The sequence below is a fragment of the Phocaeicola sartorii JCM 17136 = DSM 21941 genome (assembly GCF_054653615.1).
Window position 1 is genome coordinate 1,206,404 of the sequence record NZ_BAAIFW010000005.1, and the last position, 24,309, is coordinate 1,230,712.

General features: G+C 46.5%; 14 protein-coding genes, 2 tRNA genes, 3 rRNA genes and 1 pseudogene. 11 read left to right on the forward strand and 9 right to left on the reverse strand.

Annotated elements, in window-relative coordinates; all coding sequences use genetic code 11:
• Positions 1 to 162: 162 nt before the first annotated feature.
• The 5 genes from ACYQ0C_RS05060 to ACYQ0C_RS05080 form a co-directional block, all read right to left on the reverse strand.
• Positions 163 to 1,125, reverse strand: coding sequence for a toprim domain-containing protein (locus ACYQ0C_RS05060; RefSeq protein ID WP_016277252.1), 963 nt, complete (start codon positions 1,123 to 1,125; stop codon positions 163 to 165).
• 210 nt (positions 1,126 to 1,335) lie between these two features.
• Complete coding sequence (locus tag ACYQ0C_RS05065) at positions 1,336 to 2,412, reverse strand: AAA family ATPase (protein WP_016277253.1); 1,077 nt, start codon at positions 2,410 to 2,412, stop codon at positions 1,336 to 1,338.
• Positions 2,402 to 2,755: a helix-turn-helix domain-containing protein gene (locus ACYQ0C_RS05070; RefSeq protein WP_016277254.1), complete on the reverse strand. Its 354-nt coding sequence runs from the start codon at positions 2,753 to 2,755 to the stop codon at positions 2,402 to 2,404. Before ACYQ0C_RS05070 ends, ACYQ0C_RS05065 begins: the two co-directional genes overlap by 11 nt.
• 257 nt (positions 2,756 to 3,012) lie before the next feature.
• Positions 3,013 to 3,417, reverse strand: a complete 405-nt coding sequence (locus ACYQ0C_RS05075; RefSeq protein ID WP_016277255.1) for a hypothetical protein — start codon at positions 3,415 to 3,417, stop codon at positions 3,013 to 3,015.
• Positions 3,418 to 3,419: 2 nt separating this feature from the next.
• On the reverse strand, positions 3,420 to 4,652 hold the full coding sequence (locus ACYQ0C_RS05080; protein ID WP_016277256.1) for a site-specific integrase: 1,233 nt from the start codon (positions 4,650 to 4,652) through the stop codon (positions 3,420 to 3,422).
• A gap of 260 nt (positions 4,653 to 4,912) precedes the next feature.
• Between ACYQ0C_RS05080 and ACYQ0C_RS05085 the strand changes: the two are divergent.
• Positions 4,913 to 5,274 (forward strand): annotated as a pseudogene (locus ACYQ0C_RS05085) (YkvA family protein).
• A 544-nt stretch (positions 5,275 to 5,818) separates the two neighbouring features.
• Here ACYQ0C_RS05085 and ACYQ0C_RS05090 read toward each other — a convergent pair.
• A complete protein-coding gene (locus ACYQ0C_RS05090; RefSeq protein ID WP_459976806.1) occupies positions 5,819 to 6,388 on the reverse strand; it encodes a hypothetical protein in 570 nt (189 codons plus the stop codon).
• Positions 6,389 to 7,193: 805 nt separating this feature from the next.
• On the opposite strand from ACYQ0C_RS05090, the gene ACYQ0C_RS05095 reads away from it, so the two are divergent.
• From ACYQ0C_RS05095 to rrf, 5 genes are all read left to right on the forward strand, one after another.
• Positions 7,194 to 8,722, forward strand: a 16S ribosomal RNA gene (locus tag ACYQ0C_RS05095).
• 125 nt (positions 8,723 to 8,847) lie between these two features.
• A tRNA-Ile gene (locus ACYQ0C_RS05100) sits at positions 8,848 to 8,921 on the forward strand.
• A 15-nt stretch (positions 8,922 to 8,936) separates the two neighbouring features.
• Positions 8,937 to 9,010, forward strand: a tRNA-Ala gene (locus ACYQ0C_RS05105).
• Positions 9,011 to 9,127: 117 nt separating this feature from the next.
• Positions 9,128 to 12,013 (forward strand): 23S ribosomal RNA (locus ACYQ0C_RS05110).
• 80 nt (positions 12,014 to 12,093) lie between these two features.
• A 5S ribosomal RNA gene (rrf, locus tag ACYQ0C_RS05115) occupies positions 12,094 to 12,204 on the forward strand.
• The 16S, 23S and 5S rRNA genes sit together here with 2 tRNA genes alongside, the layout of an rRNA operon.
• 288 nt (positions 12,205 to 12,492) lie before the next feature.
• Here the strand turns inward: rrf and ACYQ0C_RS05120 are convergent.
• Together ACYQ0C_RS05120 and ACYQ0C_RS05125 are read right to left on the reverse strand one after the other, a co-directional pair.
• On the reverse strand, positions 12,493 to 14,916 hold the full coding sequence (locus tag ACYQ0C_RS05120) for a TonB-dependent receptor (protein WP_016278439.1): 2,424 nt from the start codon (positions 14,914 to 14,916) through the stop codon (positions 12,493 to 12,495).
• Positions 14,917 to 15,086: 170 nt separating this feature from the next.
• Positions 15,087 to 15,707 carry a helix-turn-helix transcriptional regulator gene (locus ACYQ0C_RS05125; RefSeq protein WP_016278440.1) on the reverse strand — a complete coding sequence of 207 codons (621 nt, stop codon included), beginning with the start codon at positions 15,705 to 15,707 and terminating at the stop codon, positions 15,087 to 15,089.
• Between the two features lie 107 nt (positions 15,708 to 15,814).
• Here ACYQ0C_RS05125 and lpdA point away from each other — a divergent pair, with 107 nt between their 5' ends.
• From lpdA to ACYQ0C_RS05150, 5 genes are all read left to right on the forward strand, one after another.
• Positions 15,815 to 17,164, forward strand: a complete 1,350-nt coding sequence (gene lpdA, locus ACYQ0C_RS05130; RefSeq protein ID WP_016278441.1) for a dihydrolipoyl dehydrogenase — start codon at positions 15,815 to 15,817, stop codon at positions 17,162 to 17,164.
• A complete protein-coding gene (locus ACYQ0C_RS05135) occupies positions 17,164 to 17,916 on the forward strand; it encodes a lipoate--protein ligase family protein (RefSeq protein WP_016278442.1) in 753 nt (250 codons plus the stop codon). The genes lpdA and ACYQ0C_RS05135 overlap by 1 nt, the downstream gene beginning before the upstream one ends.
• Before the next feature lie 67 nt (positions 17,917 to 17,983).
• Positions 17,984 to 19,294 (forward strand): dihydrolipoamide acetyltransferase family protein, encoded by a 1,311-nt coding sequence (locus tag ACYQ0C_RS05140; protein WP_016278443.1) that lies wholly within the window; start codon positions 17,984 to 17,986, stop codon positions 19,292 to 19,294.
• A gap of 27 nt (positions 19,295 to 19,321) precedes the next feature.
• Positions 19,322 to 21,355, forward strand: coding sequence for an alpha-ketoacid dehydrogenase subunit alpha/beta (locus ACYQ0C_RS05145; RefSeq protein WP_016278444.1), 2,034 nt, complete (start codon positions 19,322 to 19,324; stop codon positions 21,353 to 21,355).
• 73 nt (positions 21,356 to 21,428) lie between these two features.
• Positions 21,429 to 21,953 (forward strand): flavodoxin, encoded by a 525-nt coding sequence (locus ACYQ0C_RS05150; RefSeq protein ID WP_016278445.1) that lies wholly within the window; start codon positions 21,429 to 21,431, stop codon positions 21,951 to 21,953.
• 199 nt (positions 21,954 to 22,152) lie between these two features.
• Here ACYQ0C_RS05150 and ACYQ0C_RS05155 read toward each other — a convergent pair whose 3' ends face one another.
• Positions 22,153 to 24,309, reverse strand: a complete 2,157-nt coding sequence (locus tag ACYQ0C_RS05155; RefSeq protein ID WP_016278446.1) for a DUF262 domain-containing protein — start codon at positions 24,307 to 24,309, stop codon at positions 22,153 to 22,155.

Sequence of the window (24,309 nt, forward strand, 5' to 3'; positions counted from 1 at the left end):
TCCGCCTGCCATGCGGTATGTCCGCACGGCGAACGGGGTGTGCAGAGGGGCCGGCCCCTCGCCTCAATAGGGCGTTTTTAGCTGCGCTTGCGCTGCGTGAAGAAAACGCCCTATTGAGCTATGGCTTTTCACTGTGCAAAAAGCCTGCGGGGGTGCGTGCGGTTACATCCCGAGTCCCTTCCCCTTTTTCTTGTCCGGCTGCTGCACTCTCTGTACCTGCTTTGCCTGCTGTACCGGGTCCACCGGTTGTGACAACTTTTTTCCGTTCAGGTAGTCGTTCAGGTCCTTGTATCCGCTGTACACATATGATGCGTCGCGGACACGCGAACCGTACTCTCTTTGGATTTCGCGCAGAGCTTCCAGCCCGGCGCGGTCGTTGTCAAGGAAGCAGTGTATCCGCTCATAATCCCCCAGTGGCCGCAGGGCTTTGGAAAGGTTGGAGACCGAGTTCAGCACGATATAGTCCTGCCCGTCAAGGGCGGGGCGGTCGGGACGCCTTGCCTGCCGCAACGTGAGGAAGGAGAGGTAGTCCATGAAACCTTCGAAGAGGTAGCAGGTTTCCCCCGGTTCCGTTTGCCGTATGTGGGTGATGTCTTTCGGGGCTATGCAGCCCTTGAAGAACTTGTTGCGTATCTCGTAGCCTCCCGACATATTCGGAAATGCGATGGCAAAATACCACCTGCCGTTGTTGGTGAAATGCGCCTCGCTGCATTCTCTTCTGGCCAGTTCCGTATTTATCCCCCTTTCCCGCAGATAGGAGAATAAGGCGGGGGAGGAAAGCGGCACGATTTCCAGCTGTTGGAAACTCGGCTCCGAAGGGGATTGCCGGGGAAAAGAGAAGGAGACCGGGCGCACGTGCGGTGCCTGCCTTGCTATCATTTCCAGAAGGTAGGGTACATGGTCGGATGCGTAGAGTTCCGCCGCCAGTGCGATGATGTTGCCGCCTTTCCCGGTGGCAAAGTCGTACCAGAGATTACGTTCGATGTTCACCTTGAACGAGGCCTCGGTTTCCTCCCTCAGCGGTGACTTGTACCATAGGTTGCCGCCCTGCCGTCTTACGGGTGAGTACCCCAGACTGTGCAGGTATTCGGCTATGCTGATTTGTTTCGCTGTCTGAATGTCCATACGTGTAAGTGTTTGAATGAATGACTGTTTTTGTTTTTTTCGCCCGCACCTTCTTATATAAGGTACGGCATATACATAGCTTCACTTAAATGCTCGTATATATAGGATACGGGTATTAAGTGAAGCGGTTGCGTGATGTCCGCGTACCGCTTCGCTTTTCCCTTATATATAGGCACCGTGAATAAAGTGAAGCGTTTTTCCGCAGCCGGTTTAATAATGGAAATCGGGCATGAAGGTATATTTCCTGCCGTTCTCCTGCACTATCATCCGCTTGCTCCGTAGCGTGGTGATGAGTGATACCGCCTTGTGGTGGTTCAGCTTCACGCCGACGGCGGCATAGGCATTTATCAGCGCGTCCTCCAGCTCCTTGTAGCCGTATTCGCTTTTCAGTGCGAATGCCGCCTCCAGAGCGATGCGGTGCTGTTGTTCCGTGATGTGCCTATACGCGTCGAACGGCCCCTGCTGCGGTCTTCCGGCCTTCCTCTCCTGTGGGACATAGTTCTCCACCAGTTCGGGAAGTGCCCTGTCATTGATGCGGAAGGCGAACGGCTCGAAGTCCATCGCCCGGATATGCATGGCCGACACCCGGCTTATGTCGCTGTCATTCTTGTCCTTCTCCACCAGCAGCACCGTCTCAGCCTTGTTGTTCAGCTCCGTGCCGATATGCCCTCTTGCGTTTTCGTCGCCCTTGTTCTGGTGCAGTATCGTGTGGATGTGTATCTGGCGGTCGTCCGTCCACTGCATCAGCTTGGAGATGATGCGTGTGGATTCACTGGGGCTGTTGATGTCATACACCATGTCGCGGATGCCGTCTATCACGACAAGCCCCAGTTCCGGCGTATTGTAGATGGCCTGCTCCACAGCCGCGATGCGTTCTTTCGGGGTGTACTTGCGCAGGGCGAGAAATTCGAGGTGCTCGCTGTCCCGGTCGGTCGGCAGGCCTGCCATGCGCAGGATGCGTTCCATCACTTTGAGACAATGGTACGGGCTCTGTTCGGTATCAACGTAGAGGATTTTCCGCTTGTCCTTGGGCAGTTCCGCCGAATACAGCAGTACCGTGCCGTTCTTCAACGCCGCCGCGACGATGGCAGAGACGTTGAACGTCTTCTTGCTTTTCGCCTTGCCGATGGACGCGCTGAAATTGCCCAGCGTGCCGACGACAGTGCCGTTAGCCTTCAGTATCTCGGGAGCCTTCTCACATTTCATGCCGATGCTCAGCCGTGAGGCCTGCCAGATGATGATGGCGTTCTCACGGGTCACTTCTTCCATGCGCTCGTTACTTTCCATGACTGCGGAGTTTTCGGTTTGCGCTTCTGGCGATGGCGAGTGCCGCCTCGCCCTTGTCGTTCACACGTCTTGCGAGGCTTTCGGCCCATACGAGCAGCTCCCTGCGGGAGAACAGCAGTTTGTTTCCGTACTTGCGGAACGGTACGTTCCCCTTGGCGGTCAGCTTGTAGAGGCGGGCCTTCGAAATCAGGAACCCGTGCTGTTCGAGTACCCCCACAGCCGCATCCGGCGTGAGGTTGTCGGGTTCGTCCTTCGGCAGGGTGAGCCCTGCCAGTGTCTGCGAGACGCTCTCGCTCACGATTGCCCGGAGTTCCTCGGGCGTGGTAAGAATGATCTGGTTCATTTTCTTCCTTTCTTTTTGGGTGTTTGTACTATGGCTGTCGTCACAGCCGTTCCAACCGGTTGTGGCGCAAAGGAAGAATAAAGGAAAGCGAATATCGAACCGCAAATAACTTAACACGGATATGACTTTTATGGACGTTTCATGACTTTTGGTGACACTGCGTGGGGCGGGTAAAAAGGGAAACGGTGCCATAGGCGGATATAATCCTCCAATGGCACCGTTTTGCACACATATGTCAAGTGATTCGGAATGTACTATTATTTCACACCCTTTAACTTTCCGAGTTGGGAAATGACTTCTTCTATTACGAAATATTTCTCTCCCGGTATCCCGATATCGGAGCGCGATATGAAGCCCAGCTCCTCCCACCGGGCTATGGTCTGGCGGCTCACGCCCGCCATCTTTGCCAGTACACTCTGGCCTATCATCTCCCTGCCGAGGATGACGGGGTATTTGTACTTGCGGGTGGCATGGCTGAACCTTATGCGTTCGATGACCGCCTCCACATTGTTTATGGTGGGCCGTACCCGCTCCTGTACGCGTATCACGGCCTCCGTTATCTCATATCCGGCAAGCCCGGGATGTCCGGAAAGCTCCTCCCATATGGCACCGAAACATTTGAGGTGCCGTATCTTTATCTCTCTGGTCTTCTTTCTTGGCATGGTCAGTCGAATTTGGTAAGTAACTGCGCGTTCCTCATCCGTTCGTCCCGCTCGAAACTGGCAAGGTAGTTCTCCGTTATGGCAAGGTTGGAGTGCCCCAGACTTTCGGATATGTAGGAGATGTTCGTCCCGCTGCGCTTGAGCACGGTGGCGAACGAGTGCCGGGCTGAATACGTGGTCACGGGGGGCAGACCCACCGCCTCGGCTATCCTGCCCAATACCTTGTTGCATTTCTGTATGACCGTATCGACAAGGTGCTTGGTGGCGAAGCCGTCCTCCTTCCCCGTGGCGAACTTGAAGATGAGCGTGCCGGGGTTTCCGTCGTCGGGGTTGCCCCAGCGGTCCATGATTTTCCGCATCTCGGGGGTGAGCACCGCACGTATGGTACGCACTTGCTTGGAAGTATTCATCGTCTTTGCCCTGACAAAACAGATTTCACCTCCCACGATGTTTCCGTAAGTAAGATAGAGCATGTCCCGGAAGTTGATGCCGTTGCAGAGGTAGGAGAAGAACCACATGTCCCGGTAAAGCTCGGTTTCCTCCCTCCCGTCGGTATAGGTGACGAGCCTCTTTATCTGTTCCAGCGTGAGTGCCAGCTTCCTGCCTTCGGCTGAGGGTATCTCGAACCTGTTCCTGCCGAACGGGAAGTGCGCCTCCTTTATTATGCCGTCCGCCTTTGCCCGGTTCATTATCGCCTTGAGCATCTTGAAATAGACGCTGAGCGTGGACTTGCTTTTCTTTTGGCCCGTCCAGAATCTTCCGCAGCGGTTCAGCCAGTCCACCGTGACGGCAGAAAACGGAATGTCTTTCCCTGCAAACTCCTCCACCGCCGTCAGCAGTGCATGATAGCTGCGGTACGTACCCGCCTGCCCGTTACGTTTCAACTCTTCCGTCTTCGCCTTTATCGCGGCGTTCACTGTCGCGGTGGAGCATCTGCCCAGCCGGACACTCAAAAGGTCAAACGCGAAATCTCCACGTTCGGCGAGTGCCTCCACCTGCCCCTTGATGATTGAGAAGCTGTTCTCTATGTTCGAGCGTGCCTCCGTGAGCCTGCGGCTCTTGCTTTCCGCAAGGTTCGCCCAATCCTCCTTTGACAGCTCCTGCCCCGTGGAATAGTATTTCTGCCTGCGGTTGTGTATGACTTGTATCTTCACGGGGAACAAGCCGCTTTTCTTCGCCCTGCGTGCGTCCAGTACCGACAGCACCGAAATTCCGTCCTTTGAATACTTGTACATAATCTGCCGTTTTTGATGGTTCTTTACTTGGTCTGTATGCAAATGTATGTGCATACGATTTGCATACAAAAATAGAGATTATCGGAAAACGATGCAAATTATTTGGAGAGAAAATTTGCTAAAATACGCTATAATACAGTGATTTGCGTATATAGGTCAAATGGTGGAAAATAAATAAAAATGAGCTTGTTTTAACTATTAGATAATTACTACTATATCGATGATCTGCTTTCTATTAGATTTATCTACCCTTAATATCGATGAAAATGAAGAAAAACATGATGGATTATGAGCTGCTGTGGGAGAGGATAACGGATTACGCAAAGGCTGCCGGTAGGGGACTGCCCGTCCTGTACTTCTATTGTATTATGTATTGCGAAGTCCCGAAACTCCCTCTTCGGATAAAATGCTGATTGTGGCGGCACTTTCGTATCTGGTATTGCCGGTCGATTTGGTCTCGGCAAAGCGGTTGCCGGTTATCGGATGGATTGACGAAGCGGTATCTTTGGTTTATGCTTATAAGAAAGTATGCCGCTATGTGATTCCCGAAAAAGAGTCGGAGGTGGATAATATACTGGAACGCTGGATCCCGAAAGGAAAATACGAGCTGATAGAAGAATAAATAGTTATCTGCCAATGGCAGCATATCGTTTTGTATTTTCTTTTTTGTCCATGCAATTTCCGGTGTGAATCGTGGTAAAACTAAAACAGTCTCAGTTTTTTACCCTTAGTTTTCCCCTCCCGGAGTTTGGTAAAAGTGCTACCACTGCTACCACTCTTCCTACTGAAACTATAATGGACAGGGCGTTTGGATGGGTGGTGGCAGCACTTTTTTTTAGGTGGTAAAAAGGGCTGCTGCCACCACTTTTGTCTATTTTTTCCGGCTGTTGGCTTTTGCTGTTGATTCTTTTCAGTTGTCTTTTTGGGGCTGGAGGTTTCGTCAGTTGATGCGTACGGTTTGCCTTGTTCATCTTGAAAGAGTCAACTGATATTATAACTTAAGTATTAACTCTGTCAACCATCCATACAAGTAAGACTAAGAAGTAGTTAACCTAAAGCGTTAAACTACAGTATGAATGCGCATACGGACTAGGAGTTTCAACCGGTTCCTTCAGGTTGGAACTTTAGTTCCGCCCGGTTGAAACTACAGTTCCATCAGGTTAAAACTACAGTTTCATCAGGATTGTAACTTTGGTTCCGTCGGGCTGGAACTGAAGTTCCGCCGGATGGTAACTCTGGTATTGACGGGCTGCAACCGTGGTTTTGTCGGGTTGTAGCCGTGGCCTTGTCAGGCCGCATCCGGTGTCTTGTCCTTCAGTGGGCTTCGCATTGCCGGTCCGGTTTCCGGTTTCTGCGTGTTCGTATCCGTCTCCTTTTTCCGGCGTGTGGTCCTCTTCCGCCTGTTTCTTCCCCCTTTTCCGGACGTTTTGGGATAAAAAAGGGATAAAAGTGGTGGCAGCAGCCCTTTTTCCTGCATAAAAAAATGTGCTGCCCCACCCATCCAAACGCCCTGCCCATGGCGGTTCCATGGGGTAGGGTGGTAGCAGTGGCAGCAGTTTTTCAACACTCCAGGAAAGAAAAAAGGAGGGCAAGTATCTGGGCGGAGTTGCAATAAGAAAGTTTTTTTCAGGATGTCCGCGTTGTGTGCTTCCGTTTCCGGCTGCGTATATGATATGCCCTTTCCGGTCACGCCCGAAAGCTCCCGCCCTTTTCCGGAAAGACAGGGAGCTCTCCAAAAAGATGGCGAGCTTTTATCAAAAGGTGGCGAGCTTTTATTAAAAGATTACGAGCTTTTTTTAAAATGTCCTGTTGTTTTTCACCGCTGCCGTAATCCGCACTATCCACACCACACGCACTTCACTCCCCGTTCCAGTGTTCCTTCTCCATTCTTTTCCCGTTCCTTTTTTCCCTTTCCCTTCCCATATACGCGTCTGCACGCCCGTGTGCGAATATTATAATGTGTAGCTGTTTTCCCTCCTCCGGACGTCACCATAAAAATATGTTCTGTAACACAACTGTAAACCAGCCTGTTACAAACTTGTTTCAAAAAAGTTCAGGAAAAACCGTAAGATATGTTTGGCTGTTAAGTTAAAACCGTCTACCTTTGCAACCGCAATCGGGAGAGATGCGGCACTGACAAAACAGTGTGACTGACTTGGTGATACAAACGTAGGAGCGTTGCTTTCCTTTATAAGGATCTGCACCCGGTATCTTACCTTGGCGTGGCTAAGGGAGCGAGAACGGATAAGACCTTCCGGAACGTACAACCGGCCGCCTTGAAAAAAAAGTTTTAAAAAACTTTCGGAAATATTTGGTGGTTAAAATTAAATCCCTTACCTTTGCATCCGCTTTCGAAACCGATAGCACAACAAGAAGAAGAGTTCTTTGAAAGACTTATAGATAAACAAACAAGTAGTACAAGCCTATACATTATATAGTATATATGATGTATGGAAAAACAAGAACCGTCAATAAATGATATTGATAGATCTGGATCCTTGAGCAGATTACAACACTAGCAATAGTGGAAAGAATATTTTTACAATGAAGAGTTTGATCCTGGCTCAGGATGAACGCTAGCTACAGGCTTAACACATGCAAGTCGAGGGGCAGCATGGTCTTAGCTTGCTAAGACTGATGGCGACCGGCGCACGGGTGAGTAACACGTATCCAACCTGCCTTATACTCCCGGACAGCCTTCTGAAAGGAAGATTAATACGGGATGGTATCACGGGCCAGCATTTTCTCGTGATTAAAGAATTTCGGTATAAGATGGGGATGCGTTCCATTAGATAGTAGGCGGGGTAACGGCCCACCTAGTCGACGATGGATAGGGGTTCTGAGAGGAAGGTCCCCCACATTGGAACTGAGACACGGTCCAAACTCCTACGGGAGGCAGCAGTGAGGAATATTGGTCAATGGGCGCGAGCCTGAACCAGCCAAGTAGCGTGAAGGATGACTGCCCTACGGGTTGTAAACTTCTTTTATAAAGGAATAAAGTGAGGCACGTGTGCCTTTTTGTATGTACTTTATGAATAAGGATCGGCTAACTCCGTGCCAGCAGCCGCGGTAATACGGAGGATCCGAGCGTTATCCGGATTTATTGGGTTTAAAGGGAGCGTAGATGGGTTGTTAAGTCAGTTGTGAAAGTTTGCGGCTCAACCGTAAAATTGCAATTGATACTGGCAGCCTTGAGTACAGTTGAGGTAGGCGGAATTCGTGGTGTAGCGGTGAAATGCTTAGATATCACGAAGAACTCCGATTGCGAAGGCAGCTTACTAAACTGCCACTGACATTGATGCTCGAAAGTGTGGGTATCAAACAGGATTAGATACCCTGGTAGTCCACACGGTAAACGATGAATACTCGCTGTTTGCGATATACAGCAAGCGGCCAAGCGAAAGCGTTAAGTATTCCACCTGGGGAGTACGCCGGCAACGGTGAAACTCAAAGGAATTGACGGGGGCCCGCACAAGCGGAGGAACATGTGGTTTAATTCGATGATACGCGAGGAACCTTACCCGGGCTTGAATTGCACTCGGATATAGCGGAAACGTTATAGCTAGCAATAGCGAGTGTGAAGGTGCTGCATGGTTGTCGTCAGCTCGTGCCGTGAGGTGTCGGCTTAAGTGCCATAACGAGCGCAACCCTTGTCTATAGTTACTAACAGGTCATGCTGAGGACTCTATGGAGACTGCCATCGTAAGATGTGAGGAAGGTGGGGATGACGTCAAATCAGCACGGCCCTTACGTCCGGGGCCACACACGTGTTACAATGGGGGGTACAGAGGGCCGCTACCACGCAAGTGGATGCCAATCCCGAAAGCCTCTCTCAGTTCGGACTGGAGTCTGCAACCCGACTCCACGAAGCTGGATTCGCTAGTAATCGCGCATCAGCCATGGCGCGGTGAATACGTTCCCGGGCCTTGTACACACCGCCCGTCAAGCCATGGGAGCCGGGGGTACCTGAAGTGCGTAACCGCAAGGAGCGCCCTAGGGTAAAACTGGTGACTGGGGCTAAGTCGTAACAAGGTAGCCGTACCGGAAGGTGCGGCTGGAACACCTCCTTTCTGGAGAGGATGACTGATCGAAAGGTTCTTGTCCTTGTGCTGCTGGTTGTTTATTTAACATATAACTGTAGAAATACAGAGAAGAGAAAGAAGAAGCCGGGTCTAATACAGACTAGGTTGAACTTAGTCCTATAGCTCAGTTGGTTAGAGCGCTACACTGATAATGTAGAGGTCGGCAGTTCAACTCTGCCTGGGACTACGAATCTCAAGATTCGGGGGATTAGCTCAGCTGGCTAGAGCATCTGCCTTGCACGCAGAGGGTCAACGGTTCGAATCCGTTATTCTCCACAGTCTCTGAAAAGAGAAACGGTCTATGACATATTGTACAAGCAAAAAGTAATTTTAGTAGTAAAGAGCTGGAAGTATATATCATCCCGCCGACATGCAAGTGTCAGCGAATGGATAAAGAAAGTAAGCAAGGGCGCATGGCGGATGCCTTGGCTCTCGGAGGCGATGAAGGACGTGATAAGCTGCGACAAGCTTCGGGGAGGTGCAAATAACCTTTGATCCGAAGATTTCCGAATGGGACAACCCAATATCCTGAAGGGATATTATCCTACTTAGTAGGAGGCTAACGCAGGGAACTGAAACATCTTAGTACCTGCAGGAAAAGAAAATAAACAATGATTCCCCAAGTAGTGGCGAGCGAACGGGGAAGAGCCCAAACCATCCATGTTACGGCATGTGTGGGGTTGTAGGACTACGATATCGGACGAAAGCTGATGAAAAGAATGATCTGGAAAGTTCAACCATAGAGCATGAAAGTTGCGTATTTGAAGTCAGCCGAACCGTAGTAGTATCCTGAGTAGCGCGGAGCACGAGGAATTCTGCGTGAATCTGCCGGGACCATCCGGTAAGGCTAAATACTCCCGAGAGACCGATAGCGAACCAGTACCGTGAGGGAAAGGTGAAAAGCACTTCGAACAGAAGAGTGAAACAGTCCCTGAAACCGTGCGCCTACAAGCGGTCGGAGCAGCTTGAGCTGTGACGGCGTGCCTTTTGCATAATGAACCTACGAGTTGCCGTTGCCGGCAAGGTTAAGGGTGATGACACCCGAAGCCGAAGCGAAAGCGAGTCTGAATAGGGCGCCTGAGTCGGCAGTGGCAGACGCGAAACCAAGTGATCTACCCTTGACCAGGTTGAAGGCTGGGTAACACCAGCTGGAGGACCGAACCAATAAGCGTTGAAAAGCTTCTGGATGAGTTGAGGGTAGGGGTGAAAGGCTAATCAAACTTGGAGATAGCTCGTACTCCCCGAAATGCATTTAGGTGCAGCCTTGCGGGTTACTGATGTGAGGTAGAGCGACTGATAAGATGCGAGGGCTTCACCGCCTATCAAGTCTTGACAAACTCCGAATGCGCATCAGTCCTACCGCAGGAGTGAGGGCATGGGTGCTAAGGTCCGTGCCCGAGAGGAGAAGAATCCGGACCACCTGCTAAGGTCCCGAAATGACAGCTAAGTTAAACTAACGAAGTCGGACTGCCATGACAGCTAGGATGTTGGCTTGGAAGCAGCCATTCATTTAAAGAGTGCGTAACAGCTCACTAGTCGAGGAGTCCGGCGTGGATAATAATCGGGTATTAAGTTGTCTACCGAAGCAGTGGGATCATGTAAATGATCGGTAGGGGAGCATTCCACCCGGCGTCGAAGGCGTACCGTGAGGTATTCTGGAGCGTGTGGAAAAGCAAATGTAGGTATAAGTAACGATAAAGCAGGTGAGAAACCTGCTCGCCGCAAGACCAAGGTTTCCTGATCAACGCTAATCGGATCAGGGTCAGTCGGGTCCTAAGGCTCAGCCGAACGGCGAGGCCGATGGCAGAAACGGTTAATATTCCGTTACTACCTTTACGGGCGATGTGGAGACGCAGAAGTGACAGTGCCGCCATCTGACGGAATAGATGGTTGAAGGGTGTAGAAGCTGATCGTGGCAGGCAAATCCACCACGTGATTCGAACCTGAGAGTATGCCGCGTCCTCCGGGACAAGGCAATAGTGCACGTAAGCATACTGCCGAGAAAATCCGCTAAGCTATACCGTAAAGGTACCCGTACCGTAAACGGACACACGTGGTCGGGATGAATATTCTAAGGCGCTTGAGTGATTCACGGTTAAGGAACTAGGCAAACTGACCCTGTAACTTCGGGATAAAGGGTCCCTCCTCGCAAGAGAGGGCGCAGAGAATAGGTCCAGGCAACTGTTTAACAAAAACACAGGGCTGTGCGAAATCGAAAGATCCGGTATACAGCCTGACACCTGCCCGGTGCTGGAAGGTTAAGAGGAGACGTCATCGCAAGAGAAGCGTTGAATTGAAGCCCCAGTAAACGGCGGCCGTAACTATAACGGTCCTAAGGTAGCGAAATTCCTTGTCGGGTAAGTTCCGACCTGCACGAATGGTGTAATGATCTGGACGCTGTCTCAACCGTGAGCTCAGTGAAATTGTAGTATCGGTGAAGATGCCGATTACCCGCGATGGGACGAAAAGACCCCGTGAACCTTTACTATAGCTTATCATTGAATTTGGGCACGTGATGTGTAGGATAGGTCGGAGGCTTTGAAGCAGGTACGCCAGTATTTGTGGAGCCGCTGTTGAAATACGACCCTTCATTTGTTTGAGTTCTAACTCGTGATGCGAGGACACTGATTGGTGGGTAGTTTGACTGGGGTGGTCGCCTCCAAAAGTGTAACGGAGGCTTCTAAAGGTGCCCTCACGGCGATTGGTAACCGCCGGGAGAGTGTAATGGCATAAGGGCGCTTGACTGGGAGACTCACAAGTCGAGCAGGTAGGAAACTAGAGCATAGTGATCCGGTGTTTCCGTATGGAAGGGACATCGCTCAAAGGATAAAAGGTACTCCGGGGATAACAGGCTGATCCCTCCCAAGAGCTCATATCGACGGAGTGGTTTGGCACCTCGATGTCGGCTCGTCACATCCTGGGGCTGGAGAAGGTCCCAAGGGTTGGGCTGTTCGCCCATTAAAGTGGCACGCGAGCTGGGTTCAGAACGTCGTGAGACAGTTCGGTCTCTATCTATCGTGGGCGTATGAAATTTGCGTGGCTCTGACACTAGTACGAGAGGACCGTGTTGGACTGACCTCTGGTTTACCGGTTGTGCCGCCAGGTGCATCGCCGGGTATCCAAGTCGGGATCGGATAAGTGCTGAAAGCATCTAAGTACGAAGCCGGCCACAAGATTAGATTTCTCAGGGTCGTTGCAGACGACGACGTTGATAGGATGCAGGTGTAAAGATGGAGACATCAAAGCCGAGCATTACTAATTGCCCGTCCACTTTCTTTATGGAACGGATGGTGTATACCTTTAGCATTGTTGCTACGGAATGAAATTACGATAACAGCTTATCAATATGTCAACCTTATTCAGGTGGCTATAGCGTGAGGGTTCCACCTCTTCCCATTCCGAACAGAGAAGTTAAGCCTCACCGCGCCGATGGTACTGCGTCACAGTGGGAGAGTAGGTAGCCGCCGTTTTACAGAACTCCTCCGGAACAATCAGGTTCCGGAGGAGTTTTTTTGTTATGTACGCCCGGTAAAATCCCACCGGACGGATGAGCCTGCTAAACGCTCTTTAATCATTGCTGGTACAATATAGCATACGACTACATGAAGTGAATATTCTTCTGCAGAGTCTTTTCTATTTGGGATAGGAATAGATATCGTTCTGGTAAGCATAAACAAGACAATACATTTTTATCTAAATAAATAAAAGGGGCTATCCGATTTTTTGGACAGCCCCTTTTATTTATTTTGCAAGAATGGTTAGAAGTGATAACGTATATCCATACCCAGTTGTAAAGGTCTGCTTTTTTGTTCGAATCCTCTATGCATAGTTTCAAAATAGAAGGTTGTATAATCTTTGTTGGTTAAATTACGTCCCCATATATCTATCTGTAAGCCTTCTGCCTGCAGAGAAACACGTCCGTTCAGTGTTCCATAAAAATTTTGTGAGGCATTGTTCTTTTCAGTCCAATAAATTTTTCCTGCCCCGGTATAGTTCATGCCTAAAGTGAGGCTTTGCACCCAATTGTTTTTGCCGAAAAAGAAACTATAGTCTGCGCCTGCATTCAGGGTATGGCGTGGCACAAATGGTACATAGTTGCCACTATAATCAATTTGCGCTTCTGATGAGGTAGTACCCCCGTCATATTTCTTGAATGTGGAGTGAGTATATCCGTAACTGGCATTCATATTCAGGTTTTTGTTGATAGATGCCAGAAAACTGGCTTCTACTCCATAACTTTCGCTACTGCCGGCATTGACCATCATTCGCCCCAGACCGCTATTGACGAATTTGGCGATTTGTTGGTCGCGGGTATCCATGTAGAATGCGGCAAGGTCGGCTTTCAGTTTGCCGTTGAACAAGTTGAGATGTGATCCCACTTCGTAGTTCCAGCTATATTCGGGCTTGTAGACTGTTGTTTCTTGTACGTCCAGTTCTTTTCCATAATTGGGCATGTGTTGTTTGATCATTCCTTCTATCATACCTTTCATGGATTCTGGTGTCTTGTTCAGTATTGCCTCAATCATTTTCTGTTGCATGTCACTTTGTATCAGTTCTGAAAACATCTGTACGTTATAACCTCCGGAACGATAACCTCTGGTAATGCTTGCATACACATTATTTGCAGAATTAAAATCATACTTAAAAGCCAGTTTGGGAAGTAGTTGCATATAGTCGTTCTTTTCTTTTCCTTTCAATAGCGGCATGGCATTCAAATTCTTGAATGGAATGTTAAGAGGGGGAGTTGTCATCTTGAGAAAGAAATCAAAGTCAATATTGCTGTCCGAGAAATAATCCATAGACATTTTTTCATATTCCAAACGTAAGCCGGCTGTCACTGAAAGCCCTTTTACAAACAGGTCGTTGAATGTGGATTGGTGGTACAGTGCGGTGCTGAATACCGGTGTATCAAAACTTCCACCTACGCGGATGTGATTGTTCAGGACGTTCAGACTCATTTCCGGGGCACGGGGATTGTCTGAATGAATTTTCTTGAAAATATTGTTGACATTCCCTTCAATCATATCGGTCACTCCGTTCTCCATGAAGTTTACCGGACCGGTAGTATGCAGCCATTGATAAAAACCGCTGACTCCCGTAACCCATTGCCAACGCTTGCTATTTTTGCTTTTAAAAGTAATCTCTTCACTGATGGTATTCAGGCGTTGTTTCTGTTCAATGGTGTAAATGCTGGCAGGCAGGAAATCCTGATCCATAAACATACGGTCATTTAAATTCTGAAACCCTGTAACGGCGCTTAAGATAAACTTTTGTGCCTGGTATTCAATATTCAAACCGGTATTGAACAGTCCGCGTCGATAAGTACAGTCCTGATCGTATGAAATCTTTCCAATGTAGTCTTTATACTTTTCATTCTCTTTGTCGTATCCGTCTGTGGCTCCTGTATAGTAATAAGGGTATCCTCCTTCGTCACTATAATCGTAGCCTATGGTAAAGTCTAGTTTTAAGTTCTCTGAAGGCAGCCAGATGGCATGTATTCGTCCCCCTCCCGCTTCCATCTCATCTACTTTTTTCCCATTGAAAGAATTGCGGAAGAATCCGTCTGATCCCTCATAATAGCCACCGGCAGAGAAAGCGAAACGGTCACTCCAACGGTGGTAATGGGTCAATGATGCACTACGGTAGTTACTTTTTGTTCCATAACTCAGTCTGATGTCTGTTCCCTGATAGGAGAATGGCGAGCGGGTATGTACTTTGATTAATCCTCCCATGGTATTGCGTCCGTACAAGGTTCCTTGTGGACCGCGAAGGATATCAATACGTTCTATATCATAGAAATTGAAGTCAAATGCCGATTTGTCAATGTAAGGGATATTGTCCACATACAGACCTACCGCAGGAGTGTTTATACGCGAGCCGATTCCCCGGATATAAATAGCAGAGGTGAGTCTTGAGCCATAGTCGGGCATAAAGAAATTGGGTACCAGTGAACTCACGTTCTTTAAAGAATTGATTTGGTTTGCTTGCATGTCTTTTTGGGAGAGCAAAGATACGGCTGCAGGGAGTGCTTTTAATTTTCCTGTTTCTTTGGGGGATGCGATAACCACCACCTCTTCTATATCAATGACTTTTGTTGTGTCTTTAGGCAGCGTATTGATATCTTCTGCAAAAGTTGCTGTGGCAAGCAGACAGGATGTAATGAATAAAATGTTTTTTCTCATATTTATAGTTTGGTTTTATTTTATACCCCATGGATTACCAAGTGACGCTACAAGTTTCTGTCGAGCGGACAATTTATATATTCCACTTTGTGTAATCCGTGATGGAGAATGATTCCGGCTGCAAAGTAACGTTAAACCTGGTATGTGTGCAATCCTAATAAATGAGGATTTTATATTCTGTCTGCCTCAATGTAGCCATTCATTACAGCATAGACGGTAAGACCGGAAACAGACTTGATGCCTAGTTTTTCAGTAATGTTCTTTCGGTGGGAGATTACAGTGGTAAGGCTGATATTCAGTTTGTCGGCTATCTCTTTATTAATGAGTCCTTTGGTGATAAGTATCAGAACTTCTATTTCCCGGACAGACAATTCATGTTCCATCTTTTCAAACTGGGCAGGCTTTCCTGCTGTTTGCTTTCTTGCTTGATGTCCGTATTGGCGCAATTGATGGATGTCTTTTATCAAGGAAATTTCATCTTGGTAGATATTCAGCTTGGGAACACCGGATAGCTGGGGTTGGTTGTCACCTCCTGCTAATACAATGGTTTTCGGTTTGCGAAGCAAAAAGAAGGAAGTGTGTTCAAAATAGATTTGTGCGGAGATAAAATAATGGGCATACATGTCCGGGGTGTCATCGGTCAATTCACCAAAAGAGTGGAATACACGGATGGTAGCCATTGGAATGATATTTTCCAATATGTTTTTTAACCCCAGACAAGTAAGGATATTCGGATCTACTATGGCTATCTCAGGATGATGCATGATGTTTTCTTTGGCGCAAAGATACATATCTTTTATAAAAAATAGATTCATATAGACGAAGAAATCTTTTTGGAGGCAACTAAGTTTCTCACTTGTTTGTTGTTATGGTATATGAAATTTAAAACCTTAACCGTATGAAATATGATATAGCGATAATCGGCGGAGGACCTGCCGGATATACGGCTGCAGAAAGAGCTGCTGCCGGAGGATTGAAAACTGTGATTTTTGAAAAGAAAGCCATTGGAGGTGTCTGTCTGAATGAAGGATGTATTCCAACAAAAACTCTTTTGTATTCAGCGAAATTATTGGATCATGCAAAAAGTGCGGCAAAATATGGAATTTCTGTTCCCGATGGAATCAGCTTTAATTTAGAGAAAATAATAGACCGTAAAGATAAAGTGGTCAAGAAATTGACCGGAGGCGTGAAAATGACCGTACAATCTTATGGAGCCGAATTGATAGAGAAAGAAGCGGTTATAGCCGGAGAATCTGACGGACTGATTCAAATTTTAGCTGGAGGAGGAATATATGAGGTGACTTATCTGTTGGTTTGTACTGGTTCGGATACTGTAGTCCCACCTATTAAAGGCTTGTCGGAAGTAGACTATTGGACTTCCAAAGAGGCTTTGGAAATGACTGTATTACCCAAGTCACTGGCTATTATTGGCGGCGGAGTAATTGGAATGGAATTTGCTTCTTTCTTTAATAGCATGGGAGTAAAGGTGAGCGTCATCGAGATGATGCCTGAAATTTTGGGGGCTATGGACAAGGAAACCAGTGCGATGTTGCGTACGGAGTATCAGAAGAGAGGGGTTGACTTTCAACTGAATTCTAAAGTGACAGAGGTCAGTCCGTCAGGAGTTACCATAGAAAAAGCCGGTAAATCGGTACTGATTGAAGCGGAGAAGATTTTGGTAAGTGCAGGCAGAAAAGCGAATCTGAGTCAAGTGGGTTTGGATAAACTAAACGTGGAACTGGCGCGTAACGGTGTAAAAGTGGATGAGCACATGTTGACTTCCCATCCTCACGTATATGCTTGTGGAGATATTACGGGACACTCCATGCTGGCCCATACGGCTATTCGTGAAAGTGAAGTTGCCCTGAATCATATTCTGGGGGTGGAGGATCGGATGAATTATAATTGTGTACCGGGGGTGGTATATACGAATCCCGAACTGGCCGGAGTGGGAAAGACGGAAGAAGAATTGAAGGCGGCAGGCATTAGTTATCATATACAGAAATTGCCCATGGCTTACTCCGGACGTTTTGTGGCTGAGAATGAAACAGGTAACGGACTTTGCAAATTGATATTGGATGATGAAGACCGTATTATCGGTTGCCATTTGTTGGGAAATCCTGCTTCGGAAATAATCATTGTGGCAGGTCTGGCTGTTCAACATGGATATACTGTAGAAGAATTTCAGAAAACGGTATTTCCGCATCCTACGGTAGGCGAGATTTATCACGAAACATTCTTTGCATAATGTTTTGTGTAGATAATCGTTGTACGGATGTTTATTTCAATCTGGCGGCGGAAGAGTATTTGTTGAAGCAGAAAAGGGAGGATTATTTTATGATATGGCAGTCGGCCCCCTCTGTGGTCATTGGTAAGAATCAGTCTGTTCAGATCGAGGTGGATGAGGAGTATATGATAGAGAAAGGCATTCATTTGGCCCGTCGGTTTTCGGGAGGCGGTGCTGTCTATCACGATAAGGGCAATATCAATCTCACTTTTATAGAAACGACATCGCAGCCTTTGTTTGAAGACTATCTGCAACGTACTGTTGATTTTCTGGAAACGATGGGAGTCACGGCCTATACGGATGAACGCATGGGAATTTACTTGGATGGAAAGAAAATATCGGGCAGTGCGCAATGCATTCATAAAGACCGTGTGATGTATCATTGTACGTTGTTGTTTTCTACAAACTTGGATGTGCTTCATTCTGTGTTGAAAGAGAAGACCGATGAGTGGGAACTGATTCCCGGATCAAGAAATGTCCGCGCCGTATCGTCTGTTCCTAGTGAAGTGGTAAATCTCAATCATTTTTTGGATGTTTCAGTAAATATCAAACGGTTTATTCATCTTTTGTTTCATTACTTTCTGACAGAAGATGAAAAGAACAGTATTTATCATTTTTCCCGGAAGGATTTGGCGGCAATCGAATTGCTGAAAGTGGAAAAATATGCTGATGAGGGTTGGATACATCATCGGGCAACCTTAAAAAAGATTTAAGTTAAAACTTTATCTTTCAGTGTCTTGTTGTTCATATAAAAAAGGATTAAAAAATAAGATTATCAATATGTCAAGATTCGAAATAAAAATGCCTAAACTAGGCGAAAGTATTACTGAAGGGACAATTATATCCTGGTCGGTAAAAGTGGGCGACACTGTTCAGGAGGACGATGTGTTGTTTGAAGTGAACACAGCAAAGGTCAGTGCTGAAATACCATCTCCTGTAGAAGGCAAGGTGGTCGAGATACTATTTAAAGAAGGAGATACCGTGCCGGTAGGTACGGTAGTGGCAATTGTAGATATAGCTGGTGATGAAGGAACGGAAGAGACTTCCCTCCATGCGCAATCTGTGGCATCCGTTCAGGAAGTAAAGGAAGCTCCTAAGGCGATGGCTGCCAAAACAGAAGAAGAGCGTTGGTATTCTCCCATTGTGCTTCAATTGGCTCAGGCTGCACATATCTCGAAAGAGGAGTTGGATCGTATTCAAGGAACAGGATATGAAGGACGTTTGAGTAAAAAAGATATAAAGGCTTACATTACCAGAAAAGAACAGGGTAACATTGTCCTGCCAAAATCTGCACCGGCATCTGCTCAACCTGCTGTGAGTGTTTCTGCCCAGACTTCTCCGGCTGTCCAATCATCGGCTTCCTCTTTAGCTACTTCAGTTTCCGGTTTGCAAGAAGGTGTGGAAGTGAGAGAGATGGACCGAGTCCGGAAAATGATTGCCGACCACATGGTAATGTCCAAACATACCTCTCCTCATGTTACGAATGTGGTAGAAGTGGATGTGACCCAACTTGTGAAATGGCGTGATAAGAATAAAGATGCTTTCTTTCATCGTGAGGGAGTCAAATTGACTTATATGCCTGCCATAACCGAAGCCGTGGCGAAGGCATTGGTTGCCTATCCGCAGGTGAATGTATCTGTTGACGGTTATCATATCTTGTTTAAAAAGCATATCAATGTCGGCATAGCTGTTTCACTGAATGATGGCAATCTGATTGTTCCGGTGATACATGATGCCGACAGGTTGAATTTGAGCGGACTTGCAGTTGCTATTGATACCCTGGCGGTGAAGGCACGTGATAACAAACTGATGCCGGATGACATTTCGGATGGTACATTTACGATTACCAATTTTGGAACTTTCAAGTCCTTGTTTGGTACTCCGATTATTAACCAGCCGCAGGTGGCCATTCTGGGAGTGGGATATATTGAGAAAAAGCCGGCGGTAATTGAAACCCCTGAGGGTGATATGATTGCTATCCGCCATAAAATGTATCTTTCTTTGTCGTACGATCATAGGGTGGTAGATGGTATGTTGGGGGGGCAGTTCCTCTATGCGATAAAGAATTATTTGGAAAATTGGAAAGAATAACCATTCACTACAATAAAAAAGAAGATAATGAAAAAATATGATATAAAGACCACTGATACCGAAACGTTGAAAAAGTGGTATCATTTGATGGTGTTGGGACGTGCGCTTGATGAAAAAGCTCCGTCTTACCTGTTGCAGTCATTGGGTTGGTCCTATCATGCGCCATACGCAGGGCATGATGGCATCCAATTGGCCGTAGGCCAAGTCTTTACCAAAGGCGAGGATTTCCTTTTTCCATATTACCGCGACATGCTGACCGTGCTCTCGGCCGGCATGAGTGTGGAGGAATTGATATTGAACGGCATTTCGAAAGCGACTGATCCCGCCAGTGGAGGACGTCACATGTCCAATCATTTTGCCAAGCCCGAATGGCATATAGAAAATGTGTCATCAGCCACCGGAACACACGACCTTCATGCTGCCGGAGTGGCGCGTGCCATGGTGTATTACGGGCATAAAGGGGTGGCGATCACCTCTCATGGAGAATCCGCTTCCTCGGAGGGATATGTTTATGAGGCGATTAACGGAGCCAGCCGGGAAGGCCTTCCTGTGATATTTGTATGGCAGGATAATGGATATGGTATCTCTGTCCCCAAAAAGGATCAGACGGCTGTCCGTAAGTATGCCGATAATTTTTCCGGTTTCAAGAATCTGAAGATTATTCATTGCAATGGAAAAGATGTGTTCGACTCCATGAATGCTATGAGCGAGGCCCGTGAATTTGCCATAGCGAATCGTACTCCAGTCATTGTACATGCCAATTGTGTCCGTATCGGTTCCCATTCCAATTCGGATAAGCAAACGCTTTATCGGGATGAAAATGAACTTGCTTATGTAAAGGAAGCCGATCCGTTGATGAAATTCCGCCGGATGCTGTTGCGCTACAAACGCCTTACGGAAGAAGAATTGCAACAGATAGAGGCGGCAGCCAAGAAAGAACTGTCGGTTGCCAACAGGAAGGCGCTTGCTGCGCCTGATCCTGATCCGAAAAGCATCTTTGATTATGTTTTGCCCGATCCCTATATACCGGAAAAATATAAAGAGGGACTTCATCAAGAGGAGAATGGTGAGAAGGCCTTTATGGTAACCGCTATCAACGAAACGTTGAAAGAGGAATTCCGTCATAATCCGGACACTTTCATCTATGGCCAGGATGTAGCGAATAAAGAGAAAGGCGGAGTGTTCAATATCACTAAAGGAATGCAGCTGGAGTTTGGGGATGCCCGCGTGTTCAATGCTCCTATAGCAGAGGACTATATTGTGGGTACGGCAAATGGAATGTGTCGTTTTGATTCTAAGATACATGTCGTTATTGAAGGAGCTGAATTTGCCGATTATTTCTGGCCTGCTGTAGAACAATATGTGGAGTGTACCCATGAGTATTGGCGTAGCAATGGAAAATTTGTTCCGAATATTGTGTTGCGTCTGGCTTCGGGTGGATATATTGGTGGCGGACTTTATCACTCGCAAAATATAGAGGGTGCGTTGACTACCTTGCCCGGTGCACGGATTGTCTGCCCTTCTTTTGCCGATGATGCGGCAGGGCTGCTTCGTACTGCGATGCGCTCTCGCGGATTTACTTTGTATCTTGAGCCGAAAGCCTTGTATAATTCAGTCGAGGCTTCTTCTGTGGTGCCCGAAGATTTTGAGGTCCCGTTTGGAAAGGCGCGTATTCGTCGCGAAGGTACGGATTTAAGCATGATAACGTATGGAAATACGACCCATTTCTGTTTGAATGTGGCTGAACGTTTGGCCCAGGAGGGGTGGAGTGTGGAAGTGATTGACATCCGCTCGCTTATTCCGTTGGATAAAGAGACTATTTACGAGTCAGTGAAGAAAACAAGCAAGGCTTTGGTAGTCCATGAGGATAAAGTTTTCTCTGGTTTCGGGGCTGAAATAGCTGCTGGAATTGGTACGGAATTGTTCCGTTATCTGGATGCTCCTGTACAGCGTGTGGGTTCTACCTTCACTCCTGTAGGTTTCCATCCGATATTGGAAAAGGCCATTTTGCCTGCTGAGGATAAAATTTATGATGCAGCCAGGAAGTTGCTGGAATATTAATCAAAAGTCCACAGGTTACATGAATTATTCTATATATTATCCGTGTTAATCTATGGTGAATAAAAAATGAATTATGAAAACAATAGGATTATTTTATGCAATGAATGCAGCCAAGACTTCCCATATAGCTGATAAGATCCGGGAAGATTTGGGAGGAGTGAAAGTAATAGAAGTCGTTTTGATAGAAAGGGCTTGGCAGAATGATTTTCAGGCGTATGACAATATGATAGTGGGGGCGTCCACTTGGTTTGATGGTGAACTTCCTACTTATTGGGACGAGTTGGTTCCCGAATTGGAGTCGTTGGATTTAAAAGGAAAGAAAGTCGCTATATTCGGTTTGGGGGATCAGAAAAATTATCCCGATAATTTTGTGGATGGAATGGGGATTCTGGCGGATGCATTTCAAAAGGCAGGAGCTGAATTGGTAGGTTTTACTTCGACAGACGGGTATGCCTTCAGTCAGTCAAGGGCTGTACGTGGCGGAAAGTTCTGCGGTTTGGTGATTGACCAGGAGAACCAGGCACAATTAACAAGCAAACGTATTGCTGATTGGTGCAAGCAGATAAAAGAAGAGTTTGCTTCCGGTCAGAAAGAATGATAATTTAATTTATAGAAAGAGATAAATCGTATTCCATTCATAAATTGGGTTTACTCGGAAACCATGAAGGGTTTGTTGGAAAAGCAATGGAAGGTTTACGTACAACTTACCACCGTAATTCTGCAACAACTTGATATTATCAAGAAGTTGCAGAACTAACAAGGAGTACGATAATATTGCAACCGTATGAGTATGTCTATTAAATATTTGCCCAATCTGATAATCTTTGAAAGAAATTTTTGCCTCTGGAATTTACTTTCAAAATCCATGGTGTACGATAATCTACGATACCAGTATCTTTTCTGAAACGTTCAGGAAATGCCTGAAATATTTGATTCCGGATGGAAGAGTCAAGTAGAGTTATGAATGGAGTTGTATATCCGGGCTCTGCATTAACCCATCCAAAATTATAACGGCCGCAAACGAAAAAATCCTTATATGATTTCCCTAATAGAGCTACTGTGCCTATGTAAAGTACATACAACTGGTCTTGGGGATTTGTAAGCTGACTAAGGTCATTAGTCGTCTTGTTAAGTAATTGTTTGATTATACGTTTCTGACGAGCCACTATCGTTGTGTCCGCATCACCGTTGTTATCCATAACTTCTCGCACCAGCTTCAATATGATGGGATGGTTGGCGTAATTGATATAGTTATTGTCACCGTCTGACCACCAGCATTCACTATCGTTGCTATGGTAAAGATCTGTTTGTAGAAATTCCCCCCATACTGCATCGAAATAGTTGGAGTTGTGGAAAGTGCTCAGCTTTTTATAGGCTTTGAATATGTTGCGAAGGTTGTTGATATTAACTCTGTCAGGATTAATTTGATCTAATTTGAGGGTGAAATGGTCGGTTGCTTTCGATTCATGGAGTTCGATGATTAGGTTGCCTTCACGTGCCGTTAACAGTGGGTCGGAATCCATTTCGCAAATCAGGCTGTAAGCATTAGGGTGTTTATCTATAATTTTAGCCTTGAAAATCTCTATTTCACGTTGTTCAACACGAAAGCCTGCCAAAGAGGGAGTGTTATTGGCGAGTAGCGCATATACGTTCTGCGATATAAGTCCGTTAATGGACTCTACCATTGTAGGCCACTCACGCATGCTGCGGTCAGGGGTGTTTGCAATTAAGTTTCGAATCACTCTTATGAAATCACCGATACCCTTTTCATTTGGAAATTTGCGCAGATACTTTATGGCAGCAAATACACACATTTGTTTCATTACATCAGTGCTTTCTCCATCAGTAGCAATCCATTTGACAGCACTGGCCAGTCCTTTGTCTTCTTCGTTCCATTCAAGGCAACAATCGACATCACAGTCCTTAATCCTTGGTATGAGATTGAGTGAATCTACTAAAAATTTCAAATTTTCCAGTTTATTGTAGACTTTCGCCAAGATGTTTAATGACAAGTAGTCTGTGTCTTTATCAGCATCTTTATTGTTCTTGGATTTTGAAGTTTCAATAAGCATCTGAGTCACATATCGAAGCCAGTTCATGAATGGAGCATCTGTAACATATACATCTTTTTCCTTGTAGGGCCAAAGATTTGTCACCCAATCGTATTCAATTTTCCGTGTGATTTCATCCTTCAATGGAGAATCATCAATTATTTTAAAGAAATTGGACTTGAAAACCTCAAAATTGGTAAGTACCTTACCTCGCGCATTCATACGTGTGTAGATTTCCTCACCAAGTCCGAATTTTTCTAAAGACAGGAAATAGAAGGATACAGCCGATTCGTCAGCAACGAGACGGTTGTAAAGCACTGCCGGATCACTGTTTTTCACAACTTCGTGGTTGGCAATGGCATCAAGCATGGTAATGAAACCCATAACTGACGGATCAAGTTTCCATGCTTCGTCAAACCATATCGCATTTTCAATGATTTCTGTTTTGATATTTGGAGAAGCATTGACATTCTGATTGCAAAGAGCATTTAGAAAATCTTTACTTGAAACACGAGTTTCGTAAGTGAAACGACTAAGCATCTTCTTCGTATCGCTCTGAGGATCATCCAGAAGCCCAGCCTTACAAGCAAGATACCAATGAATTAACCAAAGAGTGGTGAGACGTTGTTGTCCATCTATAGGTATAAGGGCTATACGCTGCATACCATCGCTATTGACATATTGGCGTTCTACTCCGTATATGAAATCAAGTTCCACGCTGCAACCTTCAGAAAGAGCGTTGAAAATATGGTTCAAGATGCCACGGCGCACATTGGTTTCTTTTTTCCCGGTGCGTCCTTGTGCATAATCCCTTTGAATCACGGGAATTTCAATGCGATCGTATATATCAAGAATTGTCTTAAAAGATTGTTTCTGTCCAAGATTATTAGTTATCGTATTCAT